The organism is Cupriavidus sp. 05T41 (genome assembly GCF_056396525.1).
Window position 1 is genome coordinate 1 of sequence record NZ_JBFTLQ010000113.1, and the last position, 19407, is coordinate 19407.

Sequence of the window (19407 nt, forward strand, 5' to 3'; positions counted from 1 at the left end):
GCATGCCTGTTGCGCTMCTAGAAAACGTCCTAGCGTTTGTGGCGTCAGTTGCGGCGGTAGAATTCGGCTCTGCTTCTCACTCTTTTCCGTAGTAGTGGATGCAGTTATTTTGGCTTGCAACATCTTGTAAGTCGCCCCTAAGTCAAGACCCGACTGTGCCTTGACCACATTCTGCCGCTCATGAGTGTAATAGGGTGCGAGCTGATCGAAGGCATCGAGCAATAGTTGCTCAAATTTGAGGCCTTTCATGCAGCGAGTGGTAATGTGTCGTTCGTATAGCTGGGTGAGTTTATTGACCAATAGAGTCGTTTTTCCGGTCCCAGAATGTCCGTAAACGACAATCTGCTTGCCAGGTGTAGTAAGTGAATTTACCACCTTGTTGTTGACGGCATCTCGCTCTACAAAAGCGATCCGTGCAGGGCGGGTCGGAGTAAATACATCGCGTGTCAAAGATTTTTGCATATGGATGTTACAACGGCTGGTAGGGCGAAACCGTCGGAATATTATCCTATTATTAAAACTGTGCGCAAAAGGGAAATAGGTATTTCCGGCTTAATGTATGGAGCTGTATAGCGGCAGCCTACCTCCGAGCCCCCTATCCTTTACTCGGCAGTAATCCGTTAGTGCATCCCATTCGTCGCCAGTAAAAGGCACCAGAACGAACTGCTGCAAATGGTCATCGCGTAAGCTAGGAGACTGACACGATACTGATAATGGGGTAGTTCGACAACCCCTCGCATCTATGGTCGCCACGGCAAACACGCTACCTTTTCGGTCGTAGGTGCATGACCGCAATGCCCCACCGCACGGTTTGGCCAACGATTGCCGCCCATCCGCTACACTTCTGTAACGAATTCACCCAAGGGCAGGCCGTGGCAGCAAACTTCAACGAAATCGCGTCATTTATCTGGGCTGTAGCCGATCTCCTGCGGGGTGACTATAAGCAATCCGACTATGGCAAGGTCATCCTGCCGTTCACCCTGCTGCGACGCATGGACTGTGTGCTGGAGGCCACCAAACCGGCAGTGCTGAAGGAATTCGAGGCCAAGAAGAGCATGGGCATCGAGCTGTCGCCGTTCCTGACCAAGAAGGCCCAGCAGACGTTCTTCAACACCTCACCCTTCAATTTCGAACGGCTGCAGGGCGACCCGTCMCACATCAAGGCCAACCTGGCGGCCTATGTCAACGCCTTCTCTGAGAACGCCAGGGACATCTTCGAGCGCTACGATTTCCTGAAGCAGCTTGACAAGCTGGACGACAGCAACCTGCTCTACCTAGTCACGCAGAAGTTTGCAGGCATCGACTTGCACCCGGGCCGCATCACCAATGCGGACATGGGCTTGTTGTTTGAAGAGCTGATCCGCCGATTCGCCGAACTCTCCAATGAGACTGCAGGGGAGCACTACACGCCCCGGGAAGTGATCCGGCTGATGGTCGACCTGTTGTTTACGGTGGACGACGCAGCCCTGACCAAGCCCGGCATCGTTMGCACGATCTATGACCCGACCGCTGGCACCGGTGGCATGCTGTCCATCGCCGGGGAACACCTCCGCAGCCTGAACCCGGATGCGCGCCTGGTCATGCACGGGCAGGAACTCAACGCTGAGTCCTACGCCATCTGCAAAGCGGACATGCTGATCAAGGGCCAGGACGTTGGCAACATCGCGTTCGGTAACACCCTTTCTGACGACAGCCATGCCGGCAAGGACTTCGACTACATGCTCTCCAACCCCCCGTTCGGCGTGGAATGGAAGAAGGTCGAGAAGGAAGTCCGGAAGGAGCACGAGCAGCGTGGCTACGAAGGTCGGTTTGGGCCGGGCCTGCCACGGGTATCGGACGGCAGCCTGCTGTTCCTGATGCATTTGCTGTCCAAGATGCGTCCCTATGACAAGACCAAGGGCCAGGGGGGTTCCCGCATCGGCATCGTGCTGAACGGCTCCCCGCTGTTCACGGGCGGCGCTGGCTCGGGCGAGTCGGAAATCCGTCGCTGGATCATCGAGAACGACTGGCTTGAAGCCATCGTCGCCCTGCCGACCGACATGTTCTATAACACTGGCATTGCCACGTATGTCTGGATCCTGACGAACAAGAAGGCAGCCGAGCGCAAGGGCAAGGTACAGCTCGTCAATGCGGCCGAGTTCTACCGGAAGATGCGCAAATCGCTGGGCAGCAAGCGCAAGGAACTGGGCGATACCGACATCAGCACGGTGGTCGAGATCCATGGTCGCTTCGAGGAATTGCGGTACGTCAAGATCACTGACGGCAACGGTGCGGTGATATCGGAAGGTCTGAAGCCTGCTGACCAGGCGTTGCCCACTGAACCTGACGGTTGCAAGGTGGAATCGTGGATGGTGTCCCKGATCTTCGACAATGCCGACTTTGGCTACAGCACGATCACTGTCGAGCGTCCACTTCGCAACGAGCAAGGCGAGATCGAGACGGACCGCAAGGGGAATGCCAAACCTGACGCAAGCCTCCGGGACACGGAGAACGTACCCCTGTCTGACAGAATTGATGCGTACTTCAAGCGGGAGGTGCTTCCTCACGTGCCAGACGCGTGGATCAATGATGAGAAGACTAAGGTCGGATACGAGATCCCGTTCAACCGCTTCTTCTATCAGTACACACCGCCCCGTCCGCTAGAGATCATCGATGCCGAGCTGACAGCAGTGACCAATGAAATCCTGGCCCTGCTGCAAGAGGTGACGGCGTGAAGTTCAAGCCCTATGCGCAGTACAAGCCGTCTGGCGTCGAGTGGCTGGGGGATGCGCCGATGCAATGGTCCCTGCTTGCCGGGCGTCGGGTTTTCATTGAGCAGAGACTTCCGGCCCTACCGTCCGACCAGCAACTCACGGCTTCACAGAAATATGGTGTGATCCCGCAAGCAGATTTCATGCGACTGGAAGACCAGAAGGTCATGCTGGCGCTGACGGGGACAGGCAACTTCAAGCATGTAGATAAGAACAATTTCGTCATCAGCTTGCGGAGTTTTGAAGGAGGGCTAGAGCTAAGCCGATATGACGGCTGCGTGAGTCCGGCTTACACGGTTCTTGCACCTGCCATCCCCAGCCAWCCAGATTTCTTTCGCTATCTGTTCAAGTGCCGCCCGTACATCTCTGCCCTGCAAGCGGGCAGTGAAGGCATTCGGGATGGCCGGACCATTCGGTATGACCAATTCGCTGGGATTACGCTGCCGTTGCCTGACCTATCTAACCAAGCCGTCATCGCCACTTTCCTCGACCGGGAGACGGCGAAGATCGACACGCTGATCGCCAAGCAGGAAAAGCTGATAGAACTGTTGCAGGAAAAGCGCCAGGCGCTGATCTCCCATGCCGTGACCAAGGGGCTAGACTCGACTGTGCCGATGAAGCCGAGCKGCGTGGAGTGGCTGGGGGATGTGCCGGCGCATTGGGACATAGGCAGTCTCAAACGCTTCTGGGGTGTCACGGATTGCAAACACATCACGGCAGAGTTCGTAGAGGATGGCTTCCCGTTGGCGAGTATTCGGGAGGTTCAAAGCCGCTATGTTKAGCTTATKAACGCCAAACAGACCACCGAGGCGTACTACGAACAGCTGATCGAAGGCGGCCGCAAGCCCCTCCCAGGGGACCTAATCTTCAGCAGAAACGCAACCGTGGGTGAAGTCGCTCAAGTTGCAAACTGGCACCCTCCGTTTGCTATGGGGCAAGACGTCTGCTTGCTTAGAAGAGGCGACCCGGGTATTTCGAGCGACTTCCTCCAATACGTGATTCGTTCGCTCGTCGTTACCGAACAACTACAGACGCTCATGATTGGCTCTACTTTTAAGAGGGTAAACGTGGAAGAGATCCGTAACTTGATCATTCCAATGCCAGACTCAGACGAGCAATACGCCATCGTCGCCCACCTGGACGGAGTGACGGCCAGGATCGACACCCTCATCGCCAAGGCCCAGCAAGCCATCGAGCTGCAGAAAGAGCACCGTACCGCTCTTATCTCCGCTGCCGTGACCGGCAAGATCGACGTGCGAGGCCTGGTTGACCGGGATGCCTATGAGGAGAAGGCGGCATGAAGCGCTATGCGATTGTCTTGACCTCGCTTGCCCCACCCCCTGTACCGAGTCGTCGCAGGGGGCCTCCCCTTCGACGGAGGCCGGAACAGTCCGATGAATGGAAACCGGGAACGCCAGGAGAACGAGCGGCAGTCTTGGCTTTGGTGCAACTCCGCACTTTGACCGGTMATATTCGTAGCCTGTTCTCGGACAAGTTCTCAGCGCTCAAAGGCGTGCTCCAGTCGATTTCGGATCTTGAAGAGACCCTCAGTGAAGTGGAGGGAGCGATCCAGCGAGGCCAACTCTCTGTCGGTAGTGCTCGGCTGGACGATGATGAGGCATGTGCATGGCTCGAGGATGCACTCGGGCAGCTCGACGGGGAAGCTGCGTTTGACGGTGAAGACGGAACGACTGATTTTGCTTTGGCAATGGTCGAGTACTGGGTGTACGACGTACTGCGAAGTCAGGGCTTTGCATTTCTTTCAGTCTTGACAGGAAGCATCGGACCATTTGAGGTCATCGAATCCTTCGAGCAACTGGAACAGGTACGCTACCCCTACTGACTCCAAAACACACAAGAACAAGACAGAGCGGGTCATGGCACAAAAACACCAAGAAATCCACTTCGAGACGGACATCGTTGCACACCTGACCGCCCACGGCTGGCTGCAGGGAGACGCCGCCAAGTATGACCTTGAGCTGGCCCTGTACCCCGAAGACGTGTTCGCCTGGGTGCAGGAGACACAGCCAAAAACGTGGGAGAAGCTGAAGGCAGCGAAGAACGGCGGGACGGAAGCGGCCCTGCTTGCTCGCCTCGCTCAGGTACTCGACACGGATGGCTCGCTGTCGGTTCTGCGCCATGGCTTCAAAGACGTGTCGACGAAGTTCGACATGTGCCAGTTCCGGCCTGCCCAACTCATCAACCCGGAGACACTGGAGCGCTACGGCAAGGTCCGTTGCCGGGTCGTGCGGCAAGTCCGATACAGCCTGTCCAACGAGAATGCCATCGACCTGGTGTTCTTCGTCAACGGCATTCCGGTAGCCACGGCAGAGCTCAAGACGGACTTCACCCAGTCCGTCGAAGATGCCAAGAAGCAGTATCGGACCGACCGCATTCCTCGTGAGCCCGGCGCAAAACGTGAAGAGCCGCTGCTAGCCTTCAAGCGTCGGGCCTTGGTGCACTTTGCCGTGTCCACCGATGAAGTCTGGATGACGACCAAACTCAAGGGCAAGGGTACGTACTTCCTGCCGTTCAATCTGGGCAATCATGGCGGTGCAGGCAACCCAGCCAATCCAAGCGGCTACCGCACTTCCTATTGGTGGGAACGGATCCTGCAGCGGGATGCCTGGCTGAACATCTTCGGCCGCTTCGTTCACCTGTCCAAAGAAGAGAAGAAGACGCCAGAAGGCAAGAAGCAGATCCGGGAAACGCTGATCTTMCCCCGTTTCCATCAATGGGAGGCCGTTACCAAGCTCCTCGCCAAGGCGAAGACTGAGAAGGCGGGCCACAAATATCTGATCCAGCACTCTGCCGGGTCCGGCAAGTCGAACTCCATTGCCTGGTTGGCGCACCAATTGTCGAACCTGCACGACGATGCCGACCACAAAGTGTTCTCGTCGGTGGTGGTCATCACGGACCGCACCGTGCTGGACCAGCAGCTCCAGGATTCGATCTACCAGTTCGAGCACAAGGCTGGCGTGGTCTGCAAGGTCACCAACGATGGCGTGAAATCGGCGCAGTTGGCCGAGGCGTTGAAGGATGGCGTGCCCATCATCATCGTGACCATCCAGACGTTCCCGTTCGTGCTCGAAGCCATCCAGAAAGAGACGGGCCTGAAGGGCCGCACCTTCGCCGTGATTGCCGATGAGGCGCACTCCTCGCAGACCGGGGCAGCAGCCAAGAAACTGAAGCAAGTTCTCACCACAGAACAGCTTGCCGAGGGCGAAGAGCTCGGTGTCGATGAACTGCTGGCGGCAGAGATGTCGGCCAGGCCGGAACAGGACAGTCTGAGCTACTTCGCCTTCACAGCCACGCCAAAGGCCAAGACGCTGGAGATGTTCGGCCGCCTGCCAGAGCCAGAGCAACCTGCGTCGGAAACGAACAAGCCAGAAGCCTTCCATGTGTACTCGATGCGCCAGGCCATCGAAGAAGGCTTCATCCTGGACGTGCTGAAGAACTACACGCCCTACAAGCTCGCCTTCAAGCTAGCCCACAACGGCAAGGATTATGACGACACCACGGTTGACCAGAGCGAGGCGATGAAGTCGTTGATGCGCTGGGTGCGGCTGCATCCGTACAACGTCTCTCAGAAAGCCCAGATCATCGTCGAGCACTACCGGACCAACGTCGCGTGGCGTCTGGATGGACATGCAAAGGCCATGGTCGTCACCGCATCCCGCAAGGAAGCTGTCCGTTACAAGCTCGCCGTCGACAAGTACATCAAGCAGCAAGGCTACAAGGATCTGGCAACGCTGGTGGCATTTTCCGGCGAAGTGGATGATCCCGAGAGTGGCCCGGCCGCATTCTCGGAAGCCAAGATGAACCCCGGCCTCAAGGGCCGTKATCTTCGGGAAGCCTTMGATACGGACGAGTTTCAGGTMTTGCTGGTGGCCAACAAGTACCAGACGGGCTTCGATCAGCCCAAGCTCGTCTCGATGTACGTGGACAAGAAGCTGGCCGGGGTGGCTGCGGTGCAAACGCTGTCCCGCCTGAACCGCACCTGTCCTGGTAAGGACCAGACCTTCGTGCTGGACTTCGTGAACGAGGCCGACGAGATMCGGGCTGCCTTCCAGCCATACTTCGAGACGGCCGAACTCGCTGGGGTCAGTGATCCGAACCTAATCCACGCCCTGCAGAGCAAGCTGGATGCCGAGCTGATCTATACGCCGGAGGAAGTCGAGGCCTTCGTCGTAGCCTACTTCAAGGGCACGCAGAAGGACATGCAGGCCAAKATCGCCCCAGCCGTGGATCGTTACCGGGTCCGATTCCAAGATGCTGTCGATGCTGATKACAAGGAAGCCGCCGATGCCCTAGACGTCTTCCGGCGAGACGTGGGTACGTTCGTTCGGACCTACGATTTCCTGTCCCAGATCGTGGACTTCGGCGATACCGACCTCGAAAAGCGGTCGATCTTCCTGAAGCATTTGCTGCCGTTGCTGCGGAGTGTCCGGAACAAGGACGACATTGACCTCAGCGGGGTCAAGTTGACCCACTACAAGCTGTCGGATAAGGGCAAGCAGAACATCGCACTGGCTTCCGGGGATGAGGACGCCAAGCTCAGGCCGCTCACCGAGCTGGGTTCCGGAAAGCCCCACGACCCGGAGCAGGTGTTACTCACCCAGGTGGTCAGCAAGATGAATGACCTGTTCGAAGGTGTCACCGATACCGATCTGCTGCCGTTTGCCTTGCACATCAGCGGCAAAATGCTGGAGAACGAGACGTTGGCGAAGCAGGCTGCAGCGAACACGAAGGAACAGTTCGACGCCAGCCCCGACTTCAAAGACGCAATGATCCAGTCCGTGGCTGATGGATTCGACAGCTACTCGGATATGGCCAAGCAGGTACTGAACAGCCCCAAGGTGCAGGAGGGGTTAGCGGCCCTGCTAGGCGACCTGGTGTATGCGGGTTTTGCGAAGCAGCGGGGTGGGGTCGGGTCGGCATCGGTCTAATGCAACTTGGACGAAAGGAGGAGTCGAGTAGATGGCCGCCAAGAAGAACGAACAACTGCATTTGGAGCTCTGCAAGGGCTTGCTGCATGTAGCGAAGCATGGGGATTGGGGTGTTTTGCAGCGAGCCCTGCAACAGGCGACCGGGAAGGTTACTGCTGCTCACGTAGCCCTGTGGGTAGAGTCTTTCACGCCATTCAAGACCAGCATCGACGAGAGTAATGCCATCGCGTTGGTAAAGCCAGGTCGAAAACTTGATCAGAGTCGATTCAATGTCGAGGCCGCACGTGCGACACGGTATTGGGAGCTAGAACTGCCATCAACGCCCAAAAGTCAAACCGTAAGGGAACTGACGGTATCGGCATTCCATCAGTTTTTGAGAAACCCATCGACCGAGMACTATGACGAGCTTTTGAGCCAGCTCATCAATTACAAACATACGTCAGTGAAGGCCGCGTCGCTGAAGTCCATTTATGTGACGGTGGTCCAGGGTGGCGCCCCGGGGCTGGGCAAGAAAGCTTGAGCCACATAACATTCAATCGTACGTCAGCTCGCCGACTGGAAGAGGGCCGGTTCTATGCTTGGACAACGAAGAAGACATGCCACTTCAAAACGGGGTCAGCCCCAACGGGGACCATTGCCGCAGGAGCTTCTCCTGCCCTAACTGCTGACGAGTAATTCGTCGAAGGAGGAACGCCATGCCATCTACTGCCTCATTTATTCGTAATGCAGAGGCGCAACTGCGGGAAAATAGGAAATTAAATCTAAATCATCTCAATGAGGAGTATGGGCATGGCTTCCAAGCAATGCTTGTGGGATTGATGCGAGAGGCTGGCAGATACATCTCCCCAACCGAAGTGAGTAACTTGGCGAATGGATCAGGAACCGATTTCACTGACGAAAGAGCACGACGACTGGAAAAGGCACTAGATTTACCCAGGGGAGTCCTTGATGTGCCAGACTGGCATTTCCGGGAAAACTTGCCCTTCTTTTGGGAGTATGCGGTCCGTGCCGCCGATGACCGAGATTGGTTTGACGATCTCCTTCTCCGCCTACTCGAAGTTCCATTGAAAGAGCCGCATGAGAGCAGCAGGATTATTGTTGGTGGAAAACGGATCGATTTAAAAGCCATTCGTGAGCGCCTTCAGAAAAAGGCAGCGGAATAATCTGACTTTCCATGCGGAGAGGATAGAAGCAAGCTCGGGCCTATTATGCCGATTACGAGCGACGACCGAGGCGTTTTCAGAGGGCGCGGCGATGCAGTCCGTAGGTGTTAATCCATTCAAACGATAGCATTTTTATGCTCAACGCAGTTCTCAATGGGAAAAAGCGTGGTACCGGCTTGGAAGGCATCACGTTAAAGCTGGGCGAGGCTGAGGGTGCGGAAGATGTCCTGACCGCCACAGTCTTTGAGCGACTATCCTACTTGCCTGACACGGTGCTTGTCGCTTTCTTTTCGCATCTGCTGTCACTAGATCTTCCACCATTAGATGAAATCGCGTTTTGGCCGTGGTGGAGACTGAATGGAAACGGTGTCGAACCCGATGTACTCCTKACGTGTGGCACTCGGCGAGTTGTTGTMGAAGCTAAACGGCATGATTTCTTAGAGCAACAGTACGCAGATCAGTTGGCACGTGAGCTCTTGGCGGGGTGGGAGAGCGACGAGCTAGGGGAGGAAAACGTTACCCTCTTGACAATTGGAGGGATGATAGAGTATTCACCAGCTCAGGAAAAAGCATTGAAGGGCCAGATTATTTCAGCCCTAAATCGTGATGGATCGGCGGCTGTCCCCGAATTTGAGCTTATATGCCGTAGCTGGGGGGATGTTTACCAATCTCTCGGACAGGCGGTGCGAAACTCACAAGGTTATGGCAACGGCCTTCAACGAATTATCGACGATATAGGTAGTGCCTTTGCCTGGCATGGTATTCGCACCCATCCGCCCAGATGGCTGACTGATCTCCATCACTGCCACATTACAGGTTTTTCGTTCCACCATTTCAGTCCTATGGCCCCTCCCGTCGCCACCCGCTCCACTCTCACGCCATTGGCTACATTAGCGCCAGCGCACATTAGCGCTGAAGGCAAATCCTTTGACATGTGGAGGTTTTATCAATGACCATATCACTCGATGCAGCATTGCTGGACGTCCGCAAGGCCTACCGCTTGCTGGCAGATTATCAACAACGCATCGTTGAACTCCTTGGATTTATCCGTGAGGAGTTTGACGCTATTCCCTACCATCATTGCTGGCGGAATATGGCATCGCGTGATTTTCAGATATTGGAGCGTAATGATGACTCCGGAAGCCGCCTATTGCCGCTGTTAGACGCGTCAGCTCTCTGGATTCGGCATTCTGGAGATCATGAAGATTACGTGCACCAGCATAGCAAAGGCGATTTGTTGATTGATGTACAAATATGTAGTGATACGKGGTTCTCTACGAAGAGCAATGCAGCAATGCAGCCAGTGGAAGTCAGTCGAAGTGAACTTGCTATCAGCCTTATTCGCTGCGATGAACCCGCCGCAGGGCCATTCAATTGGTATGACCGAGTTTKGAATCGCATGCCATACCCCGAGCACGKAAAACTKGTTACGACCGAGAAGGTTCCCGGGTATAGAATGTATCGAGAATTCGTTCCTTTAACTGCGTTTACTGATGAACAGGCTACACGGACAACGCTTGCCCAGTTTCGCCGACGTGCGGGAGAAATTTTTGGTCATGAGGTCTGATTGCGCTTCTCGCTCAATTTGGCGGTGCAGGGAACAGCCAATCTATGGCTCTGCGTCGAACATTGCTGTCCATACCTGAAATCCGATTTCTGTATAATTTCTGCTACGTCGGTATGACAGTCGCTACTCAGAACCCTGCGTATTACATAGGATGGGATGTTGGTGGGTGGAATTGCGACGCCAATAGGCGTAGCCGAGACGCCATCATTATCTTAAACAGTGATCTTCATATGGTCGGAGAGGCTTGGCGCGGCAATCTCAGCTATTCTATCCAGACGGCTACCTGCGCAGCGGAGTGGGTAGCCTCGCTGTTCGCATTGTGTAAAACTGAAATGGCAAGCATGACCAAGGTCACCCTCGCCATCGATACCCCTTTAGGATTTCCCGAAGATCTTATTCGGCTAGCTACGCGACAGGGCTATGCGGAGTCAATCGGCACGCATGCTAACAACTCATATTTGTTCCGTCAGACAGAAAAATTCCTGTTTGGTCAGGGCTTGAAGCCTCTTTCTGCCATCAAAGACATGATAGGTAGCCAGGCAACAAAGGGGATGCATGTGCTGGCTAAATTCACCCCTCATCTTCAAAGCATTGGAGTGTGGTCAGATCGCAAGGCCCTTACCATAATTGAGGCTTACCCTGCGGCCTGCAAAAATTCGAAAACGCTCCAGGAGCAGCTGCGTCACTATCGTCTTCCGTCGCACCCGGATGACACGCACGATGCGCTAAAGTGTGCGCTAATCGCCCATCTATTCTCATGTCGGCCCGACAAGCTTATACCGCCCGAGGGAAAAGTTCCGGAGTCGGAAGGTTGGATATGGGTGGCTCGTGATGCGATTCATCAGGTTGGGTAAGCAAGCCAGGCCGAAGGCGGTGCAGTTGGCCGTGCTTACGCCACGTTCAATCGTCGGTGTGCTTCGGGCTGGGTATGTCCTGGAGTTGCATCCCACAGCCGTCGAATACATCGAGTGAGGAAGTCGAGCAGGCCGACACCCCCGCCTTTGTGAGGCTACTGGTGGCCCCGCTTTTTGGTAGAGACTGTTTTGGCTTTGCGAGGACGGCGGAACGTTGGGCCGTCGCACTCGACGATGTCTATTCCCAGCGCTTCGTAACGGTCCCAAGGCAAGTGGAATCCATCTAGTGACGGGCTCCAATTGTCGGTTGGCATCCTGTCACGAAGATCGAGTTCCGTCAACGAGTCATCTTGCTCCTTCGTAATCCTCACCAAGAACAGATTGGCTTTCAGCACCCTCTCGAGCCCGGCAATGTTAACTGCGTTCACATCCAAGCTCCGTGCGTTATCGATGCGAAGCAACCAGTTCATGATGACATTGACGGGAACAGCGTGATCATAAACTGCCACCTGAAACGGATCTTGGCGAATCTGAGTCGAGCAAAATTTTCTGTCAGTCCTATATGCAGGCTCGCTGAACTTCCTCAACAGATGATTGATCACGACCTTGCAGTCACTGATATCCTGATCGTCTCGGTAATTCAAGTACGTTGAAAGGCTTCCCAGGATCTGTGCACAGATCCMCTTCGTGGTTAGTGGCATATGCGCTACCCCTTCTTTTCGGTCTTGACGCGAGATTGATCGTTAGCCGCCTAATAGATGTTGCCGCTGCAACGCCTTCTTCGCAGCGGCAAGGGGCTCGGTGTCAGTGTCCACGTTCCGAACCAGTTCGATCACGACTGACTTGCCTTCCCGCAGCGCCATATCGATATCCCTATGTATCTGGCGGAAGCCCTTGCCATTCCTTGGTGCTCGGCCGTCCCGGATCCTCCGCAGATTGTCGTCGTAGTTGGCGAACGGGGCTTTGGCGCCGTCTCTGCTCATACCGACGTAGATGACCTGCATGCCAGAAGCGGCACCATCGACGACGCCGATCCGGAATAGCAAGGGAAGCAAAGGATTGACAGAGCCGGTGCGTAGTTCGAAGCCCTGTGGACTGAATATCGTATCTGTCATGAAGAGGTGATGCTGTTGGCTAGAAGTGATAGCTGATGGCGTTGTTGGCTTCGGAGATCATCTTTCGGCGGAACATGTCGTCGACCAAGCCGGTCAACTGCGCCTTCGTGAGCTTGTTGCCAAATAGGGTACTCATATGCTTGGTCAGCGTTGCCCGCTTTCTTGGCCTTTTGTTCTTCAGCACCTTGGTGAGATTCGCCTTCACACGTTCGAGATCGGCACTAGGCGGGGATGATGCTTTCGGCGCTGGTTTTGGAGATGATACGGTCGGAGTGGCCGGAGTCCTGTGTATCTCCCCGACAACACCAACCCGTTTGCAGGGCACGCCTAGCGAGCCGATGTGCTTGACCAGCGGGTCGTAGCCCGTGTCCTTGGCCAGGATGATGAACTCGCTGGCCTCCTTGCGCTCAAGAACACGGCCAATATGGAATGCAATGTGAAAGTCCAGTGCGTTCTTGCCGRTGCCCGAGACCCGATGCCACTGAACCCGTGACMCCAGATCCTGCAACCGGGCTGTCAGATCGAGCGAGGCACTCTTCTGGTTGGCGCCGCAAAAGATGGCAATCTGGTAGTCCGGCGGGATGTGCTGAACGTCAATTGTCTGGACATTTTCAAAATCCACCAGCAACAGCGGCTGCGACATGTGACCCCTGATTACTTTTTTTGTTCAGGCGATTCTAGCCGATTGCTGACTTGCCGGTAACCCAAGACCCATCGCCCCAAAACCCMGTCTGATGTGCATCAAGTGTGCCGCTCGATAGAAGTTGCCAGGATGGCTCGGATGAGCGATCGGCAAATACTGAATCTCCTTGCCAGAGGATTCAAAGGCTAGGATCTCACCCGACATCGCTTGTGCATGCGCCATCAGGGCCAGCGGAGAGACACCACGGACTCGGGCTCTCAGGGCCGTCCAGACGTTGGCACCCCAGGAAATCATGCGTACTGTTTTGAAGCGTTTGCTGACGACGGCGATGATCGAGTCCAAGCCATCGAGGCACTCTTCGTAGCTGATACCGTAGTTGCGCAGTGACCCACACTTTCCGTTGCCCGGCGGTCGGTAGTCGGGATACAGGTTGAGGAACAGCCCGACGGTCGAGCCATCGAAGATTGCCTGCGGCGCAGCCGGCATGTATTTCGGAGTGTAATGCAGCGCGTCGCTGTTTCTCATAGGCGAATCGGATCGATTCCGACTCTCGACGACTATCGGGTACCAGTCGTGGCCAAGGAGAATTGTGAGGCTGTCCTTGTCGGGAGAGTAGGTATTCAGTAGCAGGTTGTCCGTCCAGGGGCAGATGCCCATACTGAACCCCACTCCGCACGCGATCGAGGCATCGCGTAGTGCTGCGCCTTTTGCGTCCGTCGCCAGTCCCATTGCATCGATGGCCTGGGTGCGATCATGCAATAGCTTCAGTTGCTCGCAGGTTGCCCGATGGAAATCCGTGGTGACATAGGACCATGGGCGTTCCCTGCCCAGCCCCCAATACTTCGCCAAGGATTCGTTGATCGATGGAAAGATGTCTCGGTATGCCGCCAGAACCAGTTCTACTTCACTTTGCTTATAGAGTACTTCCACAGCATGTAACCTCGAAAATGAAGGGATTCACCCCCGTTCGACCGTACGAGTGAACCTGGACTTTACCTGAAACGTCAGGAGAGGCTGATGCGGTTCACACGGCAAGCCGGATGTGAGCGATCATACCTTGGCGCGCCTTGCGCTCTCCCCAAATCACAGGCCTCGACCTTCCGCCGCCCAGTCTCACCCCACTACCGAATTGCCCGCAGCCTCGCATTCACTGCGTTGACATCGAAGCCAGCCGGGTCGAAGACGCCGCCCACCCAACCTCGGAAGTCATMGTGCTGTGCATGGCTCTTGTCCTGGAGAGCTACCAGGAATTCCTCATAACCGTGTGGCCCGCCAACGTCTTCCGGAGGGCAAGCGTTTTCGCCAGCCAGGCAGACTGGCAGAGTCAGGGTMAGATCCGGGTGGCCAATCGACTCGACAACGACACGGTGCAGCCAGTCATCGCCGAAGTCATAGCGGTACTCGAACTCGGTGGCCGAGCCGAGCGCACTGTTCAAGCGAACGCCCTTCTCCGACCGCAGTACTTCATCCGAGGCGTCCTTGTCCTGTACACCGAACCGCTCGCCGTTGAAGTCAAATTCGTGCAGGTGAGTGTCCTCCCAGCCCATCACAGCATGGATCACCTTGTGGAGTTTGGGGAGTTGTATGTCCACCGGGACAACGAAGCGACGCCAGACCAGAGGCTTGACGTGGAGCAGTTCGATACGAAGGGTTGCGACAGGTTTGAGCATGGAGGGCTGGGCGTGAATCCAACGTGCATTGTATCGGCACTTCTGGTGGTCAGGCGGCCCGCAGGCTTAGCCTTCCCACACATAGTCATAGTGCTATTCTCGGCTCTGAACAGGGTGGGGGCAGGGAGGCAACAGGGTGGGGAGGCAAGAGTTCCCTACCCTTGAAAAAGGCGCGTCATGCGTGCTGTTTCTTATGCTTGGGGGGGGAGGGTGGGATTCGTACAGCTACTTTAAGCTATATACAGAACATCCACATAACCAAGCTTGCTCTAACCATTTTTTTATTGACCTTTCCAAGAAGTCCTACCCCTACCCACCCTTTAGATCATAAATGGCTGATATATAAAAGAAAATTGTCAGGGTGGGATGCCAAAATCTCCCCACCCTGTTACCCGCCCTGCCACCCCTGCGCGTGCAGAACAGCGGCAAAATCACACCGTGTACTTGGCAGCCAACTCACTTATTCTTGGATCGCCTGCATCATTCGCAGGAAGCGTGCCGGTATCGTAGTTGATATCCGCGTTGAGCGACGCATAGTCTTTCGCAGCGTGGGTCGCAGCCACCTTCCAGTACATTGTCCCGTTCGACTTTTTCTGCTCGAAACGAAGGGCACCGAGTGCCTTGCCAAATGTATTAAGGTTTCGGGATTGAAAGCCGAATCGACTGGCCCAATGCTGAAACAGGGGGAAGATGTCCTTGACGCGCATACCCCTACCATTGGGTGCCGGAACCAAGCACTCCTCGGCGAACATGTGCACCGGATTGGCCTCTGCGCGGTATACCTCGAGCGCAGCCTCCGATGAAGGTGGCACGGTGAAGTGTCCTTGCCCCCGGAGCTTGCGCAGCCCTTCAATCGCCCACACCAGAATGCCAGGCAGCTCGGCCAGCAGTTGATTGACCAAGTTAGGATTCTGCTCGCTGACTGCAAATTGCCGGTTGAACATGAGGATGATCGTCCGGCGGAAGAAACCGTGGGTCAGGTCATTCGTCTTTGGCAGGTTGTTCGTCGCCGCCATCAGAYGGACGAAGGGCCGGAACGAAAACGACGGCTTGAACTTGCGGGCTGCCTCGATCATATCTGCGGCCACGATCGCCTTGATGAATCCATCGTTGATCATGACGTCCGCCGCCATMTCTCCTGCAATGTTGACCAGCTTGCCGTCCAGCTCAGCCCGAACATAGGGCAAGTGGAAGCTATCGAGCATCGCATTCGAGATGTTCTGCTGACCAACCAATGCTGTCACGATAGACAGGAACACCGACTTGCCATTGGCGCCCGAGCCAACAAGCCACAACATCTTCTGCTGACTGGCATCAGGCACGAGCAGATAGCCCACCCATTGCTGAAGGAAGGCAATCTTCTCGGCCATGTCTGGATCCTGTTCGAACACGCTATGCAAATAGGCCAGCCACCGCGGAGCCGTAGCCTCGGGCAGCCAGGAAACATCCAGTCGGGTGCGAAGCCGATGCTCCGGGCTATGCGACTCCAACTCGTAAGAAGTCAGATTCAGCGTACCGTTGGTGAGGCACAGGTAATTCAAATTCGGGGCAAAGCCGTCACCCGTCTCCGCCTGCTGCATCATCAGCAGTTCTACCAGTTGCTTGATGAAAGGAGCCGTCGCGGCTAGACCGAGGTGATCGCTGAGAGCCTTGCTGACTTCGGCCGTCTGATCCAACTGCTCGAATGCACCCTKACGATAGCGATGGAACTCGCTGTTCGCATACACCAGCCCCTCCTTGAACCGGCCAGCCAGGAACGAGCGAAGCAGCACCGGATGCGGGATCTCCTTCGGCGTAAAAACGGCCGGCCACGTGGCAAGTCCTGCAGGCGCTCTGGTTGGAGCTCCGCTAGGCAAAACACAGCCGCCGCTGGGGCAGCCTGTGTAGCCGCACCGACGGATCTCCGTGCAAGTAATTGGCCCGGATTCGGCTACGTGGCGTTTGATGCGAGCGCCGACCTCTCCCTCGTCGTACTCGGGATGGTGCTGGCTGGCCGCATGGGCAAACTCACTCCCACCGGCGAAGCGCCCGACGTTGGAAATCATGGCCCGCCACAGGGGCTCGGAAACAGAAGGCTGATTCGCTGGCTTAGCAATATCCCGTATCGCGTGGCACCGCTTAATCACTTCCTCAAGACCGTGTTCACCATCATCGTCGAATGCCGGATGCGGGGTATGAATAGGCCTCGCAGGTTGCCCATCAGGAATCTTGGGTACCAGGGTCAAGGGACGAGCGGCGGGCGTGCTCTTGTGTTCCTCAGGCGCATGCTGCACGGCAGGGAGCGAATCGATATCCAGAATCGCTCCGGTAACATATTCACAATCGAAGTGCTGCCCACCAACAGGATGGCTCGGCATGTAGTAGATGCGTGACGCATCCTTCGTCGATTCATCGAGATGCCCCTCCATCCACGCCTGCGCACGACGCCAGCGATCCGGCCAATGCATAGCCGGCACCGGATTGGTGAGAAACACCACGATCCGATACTTCGGATGTTCGGGCGTATGGCTGTACGATGTATGCCAATAGTAGGCGTAGCCCTTCAGCCGCTCCTTGAAGGTCTCGATGGACGTGCCATCATCGATGTCCATGACCAACGCCGTCACCGCCAGGACACCAGTCCGGGAGCGGTTTGCGCCTGGCTGATAGACGGCTGGCGACCAGGCAGGCCCACCTTTGGCTGCCAGGGCCTGCGGCTTGCTGAAGCGCTCCACGAGCTGCGAGATCGTCATCTTTTGGGCGACAGGCACATTGTCATGGCTGGACCGGAAGGCGCTGATCTCGATAGTTGATTCAATCACGGCAGCAGCGTCATCGCGGTCGAGAACGATATCGCTCATGCTGCCACCCCGCCCATCTCGGTGAGACGCAGGTACGTGCCCAGACGCATATTCGTCAGGGTCCGGACCGGAAACTCGCCTTCCTTCACGTCCACGCCGACGAACATGTCGGGGCKGATGTAAGCGCAGCGGGGCTCAAACCGGTGCAGGTTCAGAAAGACGACCTCATAGCCAATCTGAATGAGCGCCTTCCGTTCCACACCCAGCTTCTGATACGCCGCCCTTGCACAATCGGCGCCGTTCACGGCAAAGTGGGAAGCAAGCCACATAACGCTTGCGACGTAGGGCTGCATCGTGGCGATCCAATCTTGCCGCGTGTACTTCTCCCCCTTGCAGCATTTTTTTTGCCAGGGGGCAATGTMAAGTTTCGCAGCCAGGTCGACGGATTTGGAAAGCTTTTCCGTGAAAAAACTTGGGAACAGGGCGTCAGACATTGGCGCCTCCCATCGTGATGGCGCCGGCGTCGACACCGTGGGTGTTGCGCATGATGAATGCGTCCAGGTCTTGCTGGCGATAGCGGACGTTGCGACCGACCTTGACGTAGGGCAGGTCATACCGCTGGGTGCAAGCCCAGGCCGCCAGGGTGTTCTGTTGAACGCCGATGTAGGCTGCGGCCTCCTGGCGGGTCATTAGGGCCTGAGCCTTACCGGTCAGGGGTTCCACTGATGACTTGATGCTGGGGCGTGCAGCGCCAGGCAGTTCCTGCGTGAGAAGGGCAGTGTGAGTGCTGCTGGTGGTTGATTGGGAACTTGTCGAATACATGATCTTCCTTGGTGATGGGAAAGGCAGAGGTCTGCTGTTCCCGTAGGCGAAATCATGCTGATTCGACGGTCATGGGTGTAGAACCAAAAAATTCCTATAAATTTGGTACCGAACCTCGTCCTTCATTGAAGGCAAGGCGACCCATCAGGTCAAGGGTGTCCCCCCGGAAGAACTCCGTACACAATCTCTTCTGCTTGCGTTMGGCCGCCGCCCACTCGCCCTCACTGTGCTTGGGGAAGATGAGGCGTCGCAGAGCGTCGGCCCCGAAGTCCTTCTGGTAGAGTTTCCCGATCAGTTTGAGGTCGATGTAGGCTACGAGACGAATGTCAATMCAGCGTTTGATAGTGGTCTGGGCCCAAGCCATGGAGGCAGTCGGCTCCGTTCCCTGGATAGGCTCCTGCGAAAGCGTGCGCCATTGTCTAAGCCACATTGCGAAATCTCTAATCAGTTCGACATTTGGCGTGTMAATGTCAACCTCAAGTAGGACTCGTCTTGTATGCGCTTGGCTTTCGTCAACGGTGGCTTGCCCCAGGGGGACGCCATCAAGGGTACCGAATAGATCGCCATTGATATTCCCAGATGGGGCGGGCATCGGGCCTGTGTATGGCTGAATGCGTAACCTGATCGATGCTGTGTTCAGCGGACTTCCGCCGCCGATGAACCRTGGAGAGGTGTGGAAACCTCCTAGAGGGTTGGTAAGAAGGGCGGTTATCGTCTCTGCTACAAAAGCATCGGTCATCGCCTGCGGAATTGTTACGCTGGAGGCAGCCGGTTGCTGGGKAAGCTTCCAAAGCATCGAGCGATGAGAGATCAGATTCGCCCACTGCCCATACKAAAACTTGGCCAGACTGCTGTACTTTTCGAGGKAGAACCCTTTGAGCTCTTCCTGCGTGATTTTGTGACGGCTCACATTGCCCTCAGGAGATCGGTGGAGGGATGCTGCCCGGCAGCACTGCTTGTGCCGAGATAGATGGCGATACACCGGGGCCGTAACCCCGGCGTAACCCCAAAGCAAAAGGGGCTACAACGAAAACGCTGTAACCCCTTGATATTCTTGGTGCCGAAGAGAGGAATCGAACCCCCGACCTTCTCAT

19 protein-coding genes are annotated in these 19407 nt (G+C 56.0%); 9 read left to right on the top strand and 10 right to left on the bottom strand.

Annotated features, from left to right (window positions below):
* A partial coding sequence (locus tag AC1DKV_RS36700; protein ID WP_477139329.1) for a hypothetical protein occupies window positions 1-450 on the bottom strand: 450 nt, incomplete at its 3' end.
* A 344-nt stretch (window positions 451-794) separates the two neighbouring features.
* Here AC1DKV_RS36700 and AC1DKV_RS36705 point away from each other — a divergent pair.
* The 9 genes from AC1DKV_RS36705 to AC1DKV_RS36745 all read left to right on the top strand — a co-directional run bounded on the left by AC1DKV_RS36705 (window position 795) and on the right by AC1DKV_RS36745 (window position 11283).
* Entirely contained in the window at window positions 795-2714 is a 1920-nt protein-coding gene (locus AC1DKV_RS36705; protein WP_477139330.1) for a type I restriction-modification system subunit M, read from the top strand.
* Window positions 2711-4051, top strand: coding sequence for a restriction endonuclease subunit S (locus AC1DKV_RS36710; protein WP_477139331.1), 1341 nt, complete (start codon window positions 2711-2713; stop codon window positions 4049-4051). The genes AC1DKV_RS36705 and AC1DKV_RS36710 overlap by 4 nt, the downstream gene beginning before the upstream one ends.
* A gap of 134 nt (window positions 4052-4185) precedes the next feature.
* Window positions 4186-4593, top strand: a complete 408-nt coding sequence (locus tag AC1DKV_RS36715; protein WP_477139332.1) for a hypothetical protein — start codon at window positions 4186-4188, stop codon at window positions 4591-4593.
* A 34-nt stretch (window positions 4594-4627) separates the two neighbouring features.
* A complete protein-coding gene (locus AC1DKV_RS36720; protein WP_477139333.1) occupies window positions 4628-7699 on the top strand; it encodes a type I restriction endonuclease subunit R in 3072 nt (1023 codons plus the stop codon).
* Window positions 7700-7730: 31 nt separating this feature from the next.
* Window positions 7731-8219: a hypothetical protein gene (locus tag AC1DKV_RS36725; RefSeq protein WP_477139334.1), complete on the top strand. Its 489-nt coding sequence runs from the start codon at window positions 7731-7733 to the stop codon at window positions 8217-8219.
* 175 nt (window positions 8220-8394) lie between these two features.
* Complete coding sequence (locus AC1DKV_RS36730; protein WP_477139335.1) at window positions 8395-8862, top strand: hypothetical protein; 468 nt, start codon at window positions 8395-8397, stop codon at window positions 8860-8862.
* 134 nt (window positions 8863-8996) lie between these two features.
* On the top strand, window positions 8997-9815 hold the full coding sequence (locus AC1DKV_RS36735; protein ID WP_477139336.1) for a hypothetical protein: 819 nt from the start codon (window positions 8997-8999) through the stop codon (window positions 9813-9815).
* Window positions 9812-10429: a hypothetical protein gene (locus AC1DKV_RS36740; RefSeq protein ID WP_477139337.1), complete on the top strand. Its 618-nt coding sequence runs from the start codon at window positions 9812-9814 to the stop codon at window positions 10427-10429. The genes AC1DKV_RS36735 and AC1DKV_RS36740 overlap by 4 nt, the downstream gene beginning before the upstream one ends.
* A gap of 341 nt (window positions 10430-10770) precedes the next feature.
* Window positions 10771-11283: a hypothetical protein gene (locus AC1DKV_RS36745; protein ID WP_477139338.1), complete on the top strand. Its 513-nt coding sequence runs from the start codon at window positions 10771-10773 to the stop codon at window positions 11281-11283.
* Between the two features lie 155 nt (window positions 11284-11438).
* Here AC1DKV_RS36745 and AC1DKV_RS36750 read toward each other — a convergent pair whose 3' ends face one another.
* The 9 genes from AC1DKV_RS36750 to AC1DKV_RS36790 form a co-directional block, all read right to left on the bottom strand.
* Complete coding sequence (locus tag AC1DKV_RS36750) at window positions 11439-11927, bottom strand: hypothetical protein (RefSeq protein ID WP_477139339.1); 489 nt, start codon at window positions 11925-11927, stop codon at window positions 11439-11441.
* A gap of 99 nt (window positions 11928-12026) precedes the next feature.
* Window positions 12027-12398 carry a hypothetical protein gene (locus AC1DKV_RS36755; protein ID WP_477139340.1) on the bottom strand — a complete coding sequence of 124 codons (372 nt, stop codon included), beginning with the start codon at window positions 12396-12398 and terminating at the stop codon, window positions 12027-12029.
* 19 nt (window positions 12399-12417) lie between these two features.
* A complete protein-coding gene (locus AC1DKV_RS36760) occupies window positions 12418-13041 on the bottom strand; it encodes a PIN domain-containing protein (protein WP_477139341.1) in 624 nt (207 codons plus the stop codon).
* Window positions 13042-13065: 24 nt separating this feature from the next.
* Window positions 13066-13971, bottom strand: coding sequence for a hypothetical protein (locus AC1DKV_RS36765; RefSeq protein ID WP_477139342.1), 906 nt, complete (start codon window positions 13969-13971; stop codon window positions 13066-13068).
* 191 nt (window positions 13972-14162) lie between these two features.
* Window positions 14163-14711 (bottom strand): plasmid pRiA4b ORF-3 family protein, encoded by a 549-nt coding sequence (locus tag AC1DKV_RS36770; protein ID WP_477139343.1) that lies wholly within the window; start codon window positions 14709-14711, stop codon window positions 14163-14165.
* Between the two features lie 431 nt (window positions 14712-15142).
* Window positions 15143-17551 (bottom strand): DNA primase family protein, encoded by a 2409-nt coding sequence (locus tag AC1DKV_RS36775; RefSeq protein ID WP_477139344.1) that lies wholly within the window; start codon window positions 17549-17551, stop codon window positions 15143-15145.
* On the bottom strand, window positions 17548-17985 hold the full coding sequence (locus AC1DKV_RS36780; RefSeq protein WP_477139345.1) for a hypothetical protein: 438 nt from the start codon (window positions 17983-17985) through the stop codon (window positions 17548-17550). The genes AC1DKV_RS36775 and AC1DKV_RS36780 overlap by 4 nt, the downstream gene beginning before the upstream one ends.
* The gene (locus AC1DKV_RS36785; RefSeq protein WP_477139346.1) at window positions 17978-18181 is read right to left on the bottom strand and encodes a helix-turn-helix domain-containing protein; all 204 of its coding nucleotides are present in this window, start codon (window positions 18179-18181) and stop codon (window positions 17978-17980) included. Before AC1DKV_RS36785 ends, AC1DKV_RS36780 begins: the two co-directional genes overlap by 8 nt.
* A 226-nt stretch (window positions 18182-18407) precedes the next feature.
* Window positions 18408-19109, bottom strand: a complete 702-nt coding sequence (locus tag AC1DKV_RS36790; protein WP_477139347.1) for a DUF6387 family protein — start codon at window positions 19107-19109, stop codon at window positions 18408-18410.
* Between the last annotated feature and the right edge of the window lie 298 nt (window positions 19110-19407).

What these genes read in the sequence shown, in the direction of transcription:
- AC1DKV_RS36730 (WP_477139335.1), top strand. Translation starts at nt 8,395, where the DNA reads ATGCCATCTACTGCCTCATTTATTCGTAATGCAGAGGCGCAACTGCGG.
- AC1DKV_RS36745 (WP_477139338.1), top strand. Translation starts at nt 10,771, where the DNA reads ATGACCAAGGTCACCCTCGCCATCGATACCCCTTTAGGATTTCCCGAA.
- AC1DKV_RS36785 (WP_477139346.1), bottom strand. Translation starts at nt 18,181, where the DNA reads ATGACCCGCCAGGAGGCCGCAGCCTACATCGGCGTTCAACAGAACACC.
- AC1DKV_RS36755 (WP_477139340.1), bottom strand. Translation starts at nt 12,398, where the DNA reads ATGACAGATACGATATTCAGTCCACAGGGCTTCGAACTACGCACCGGC.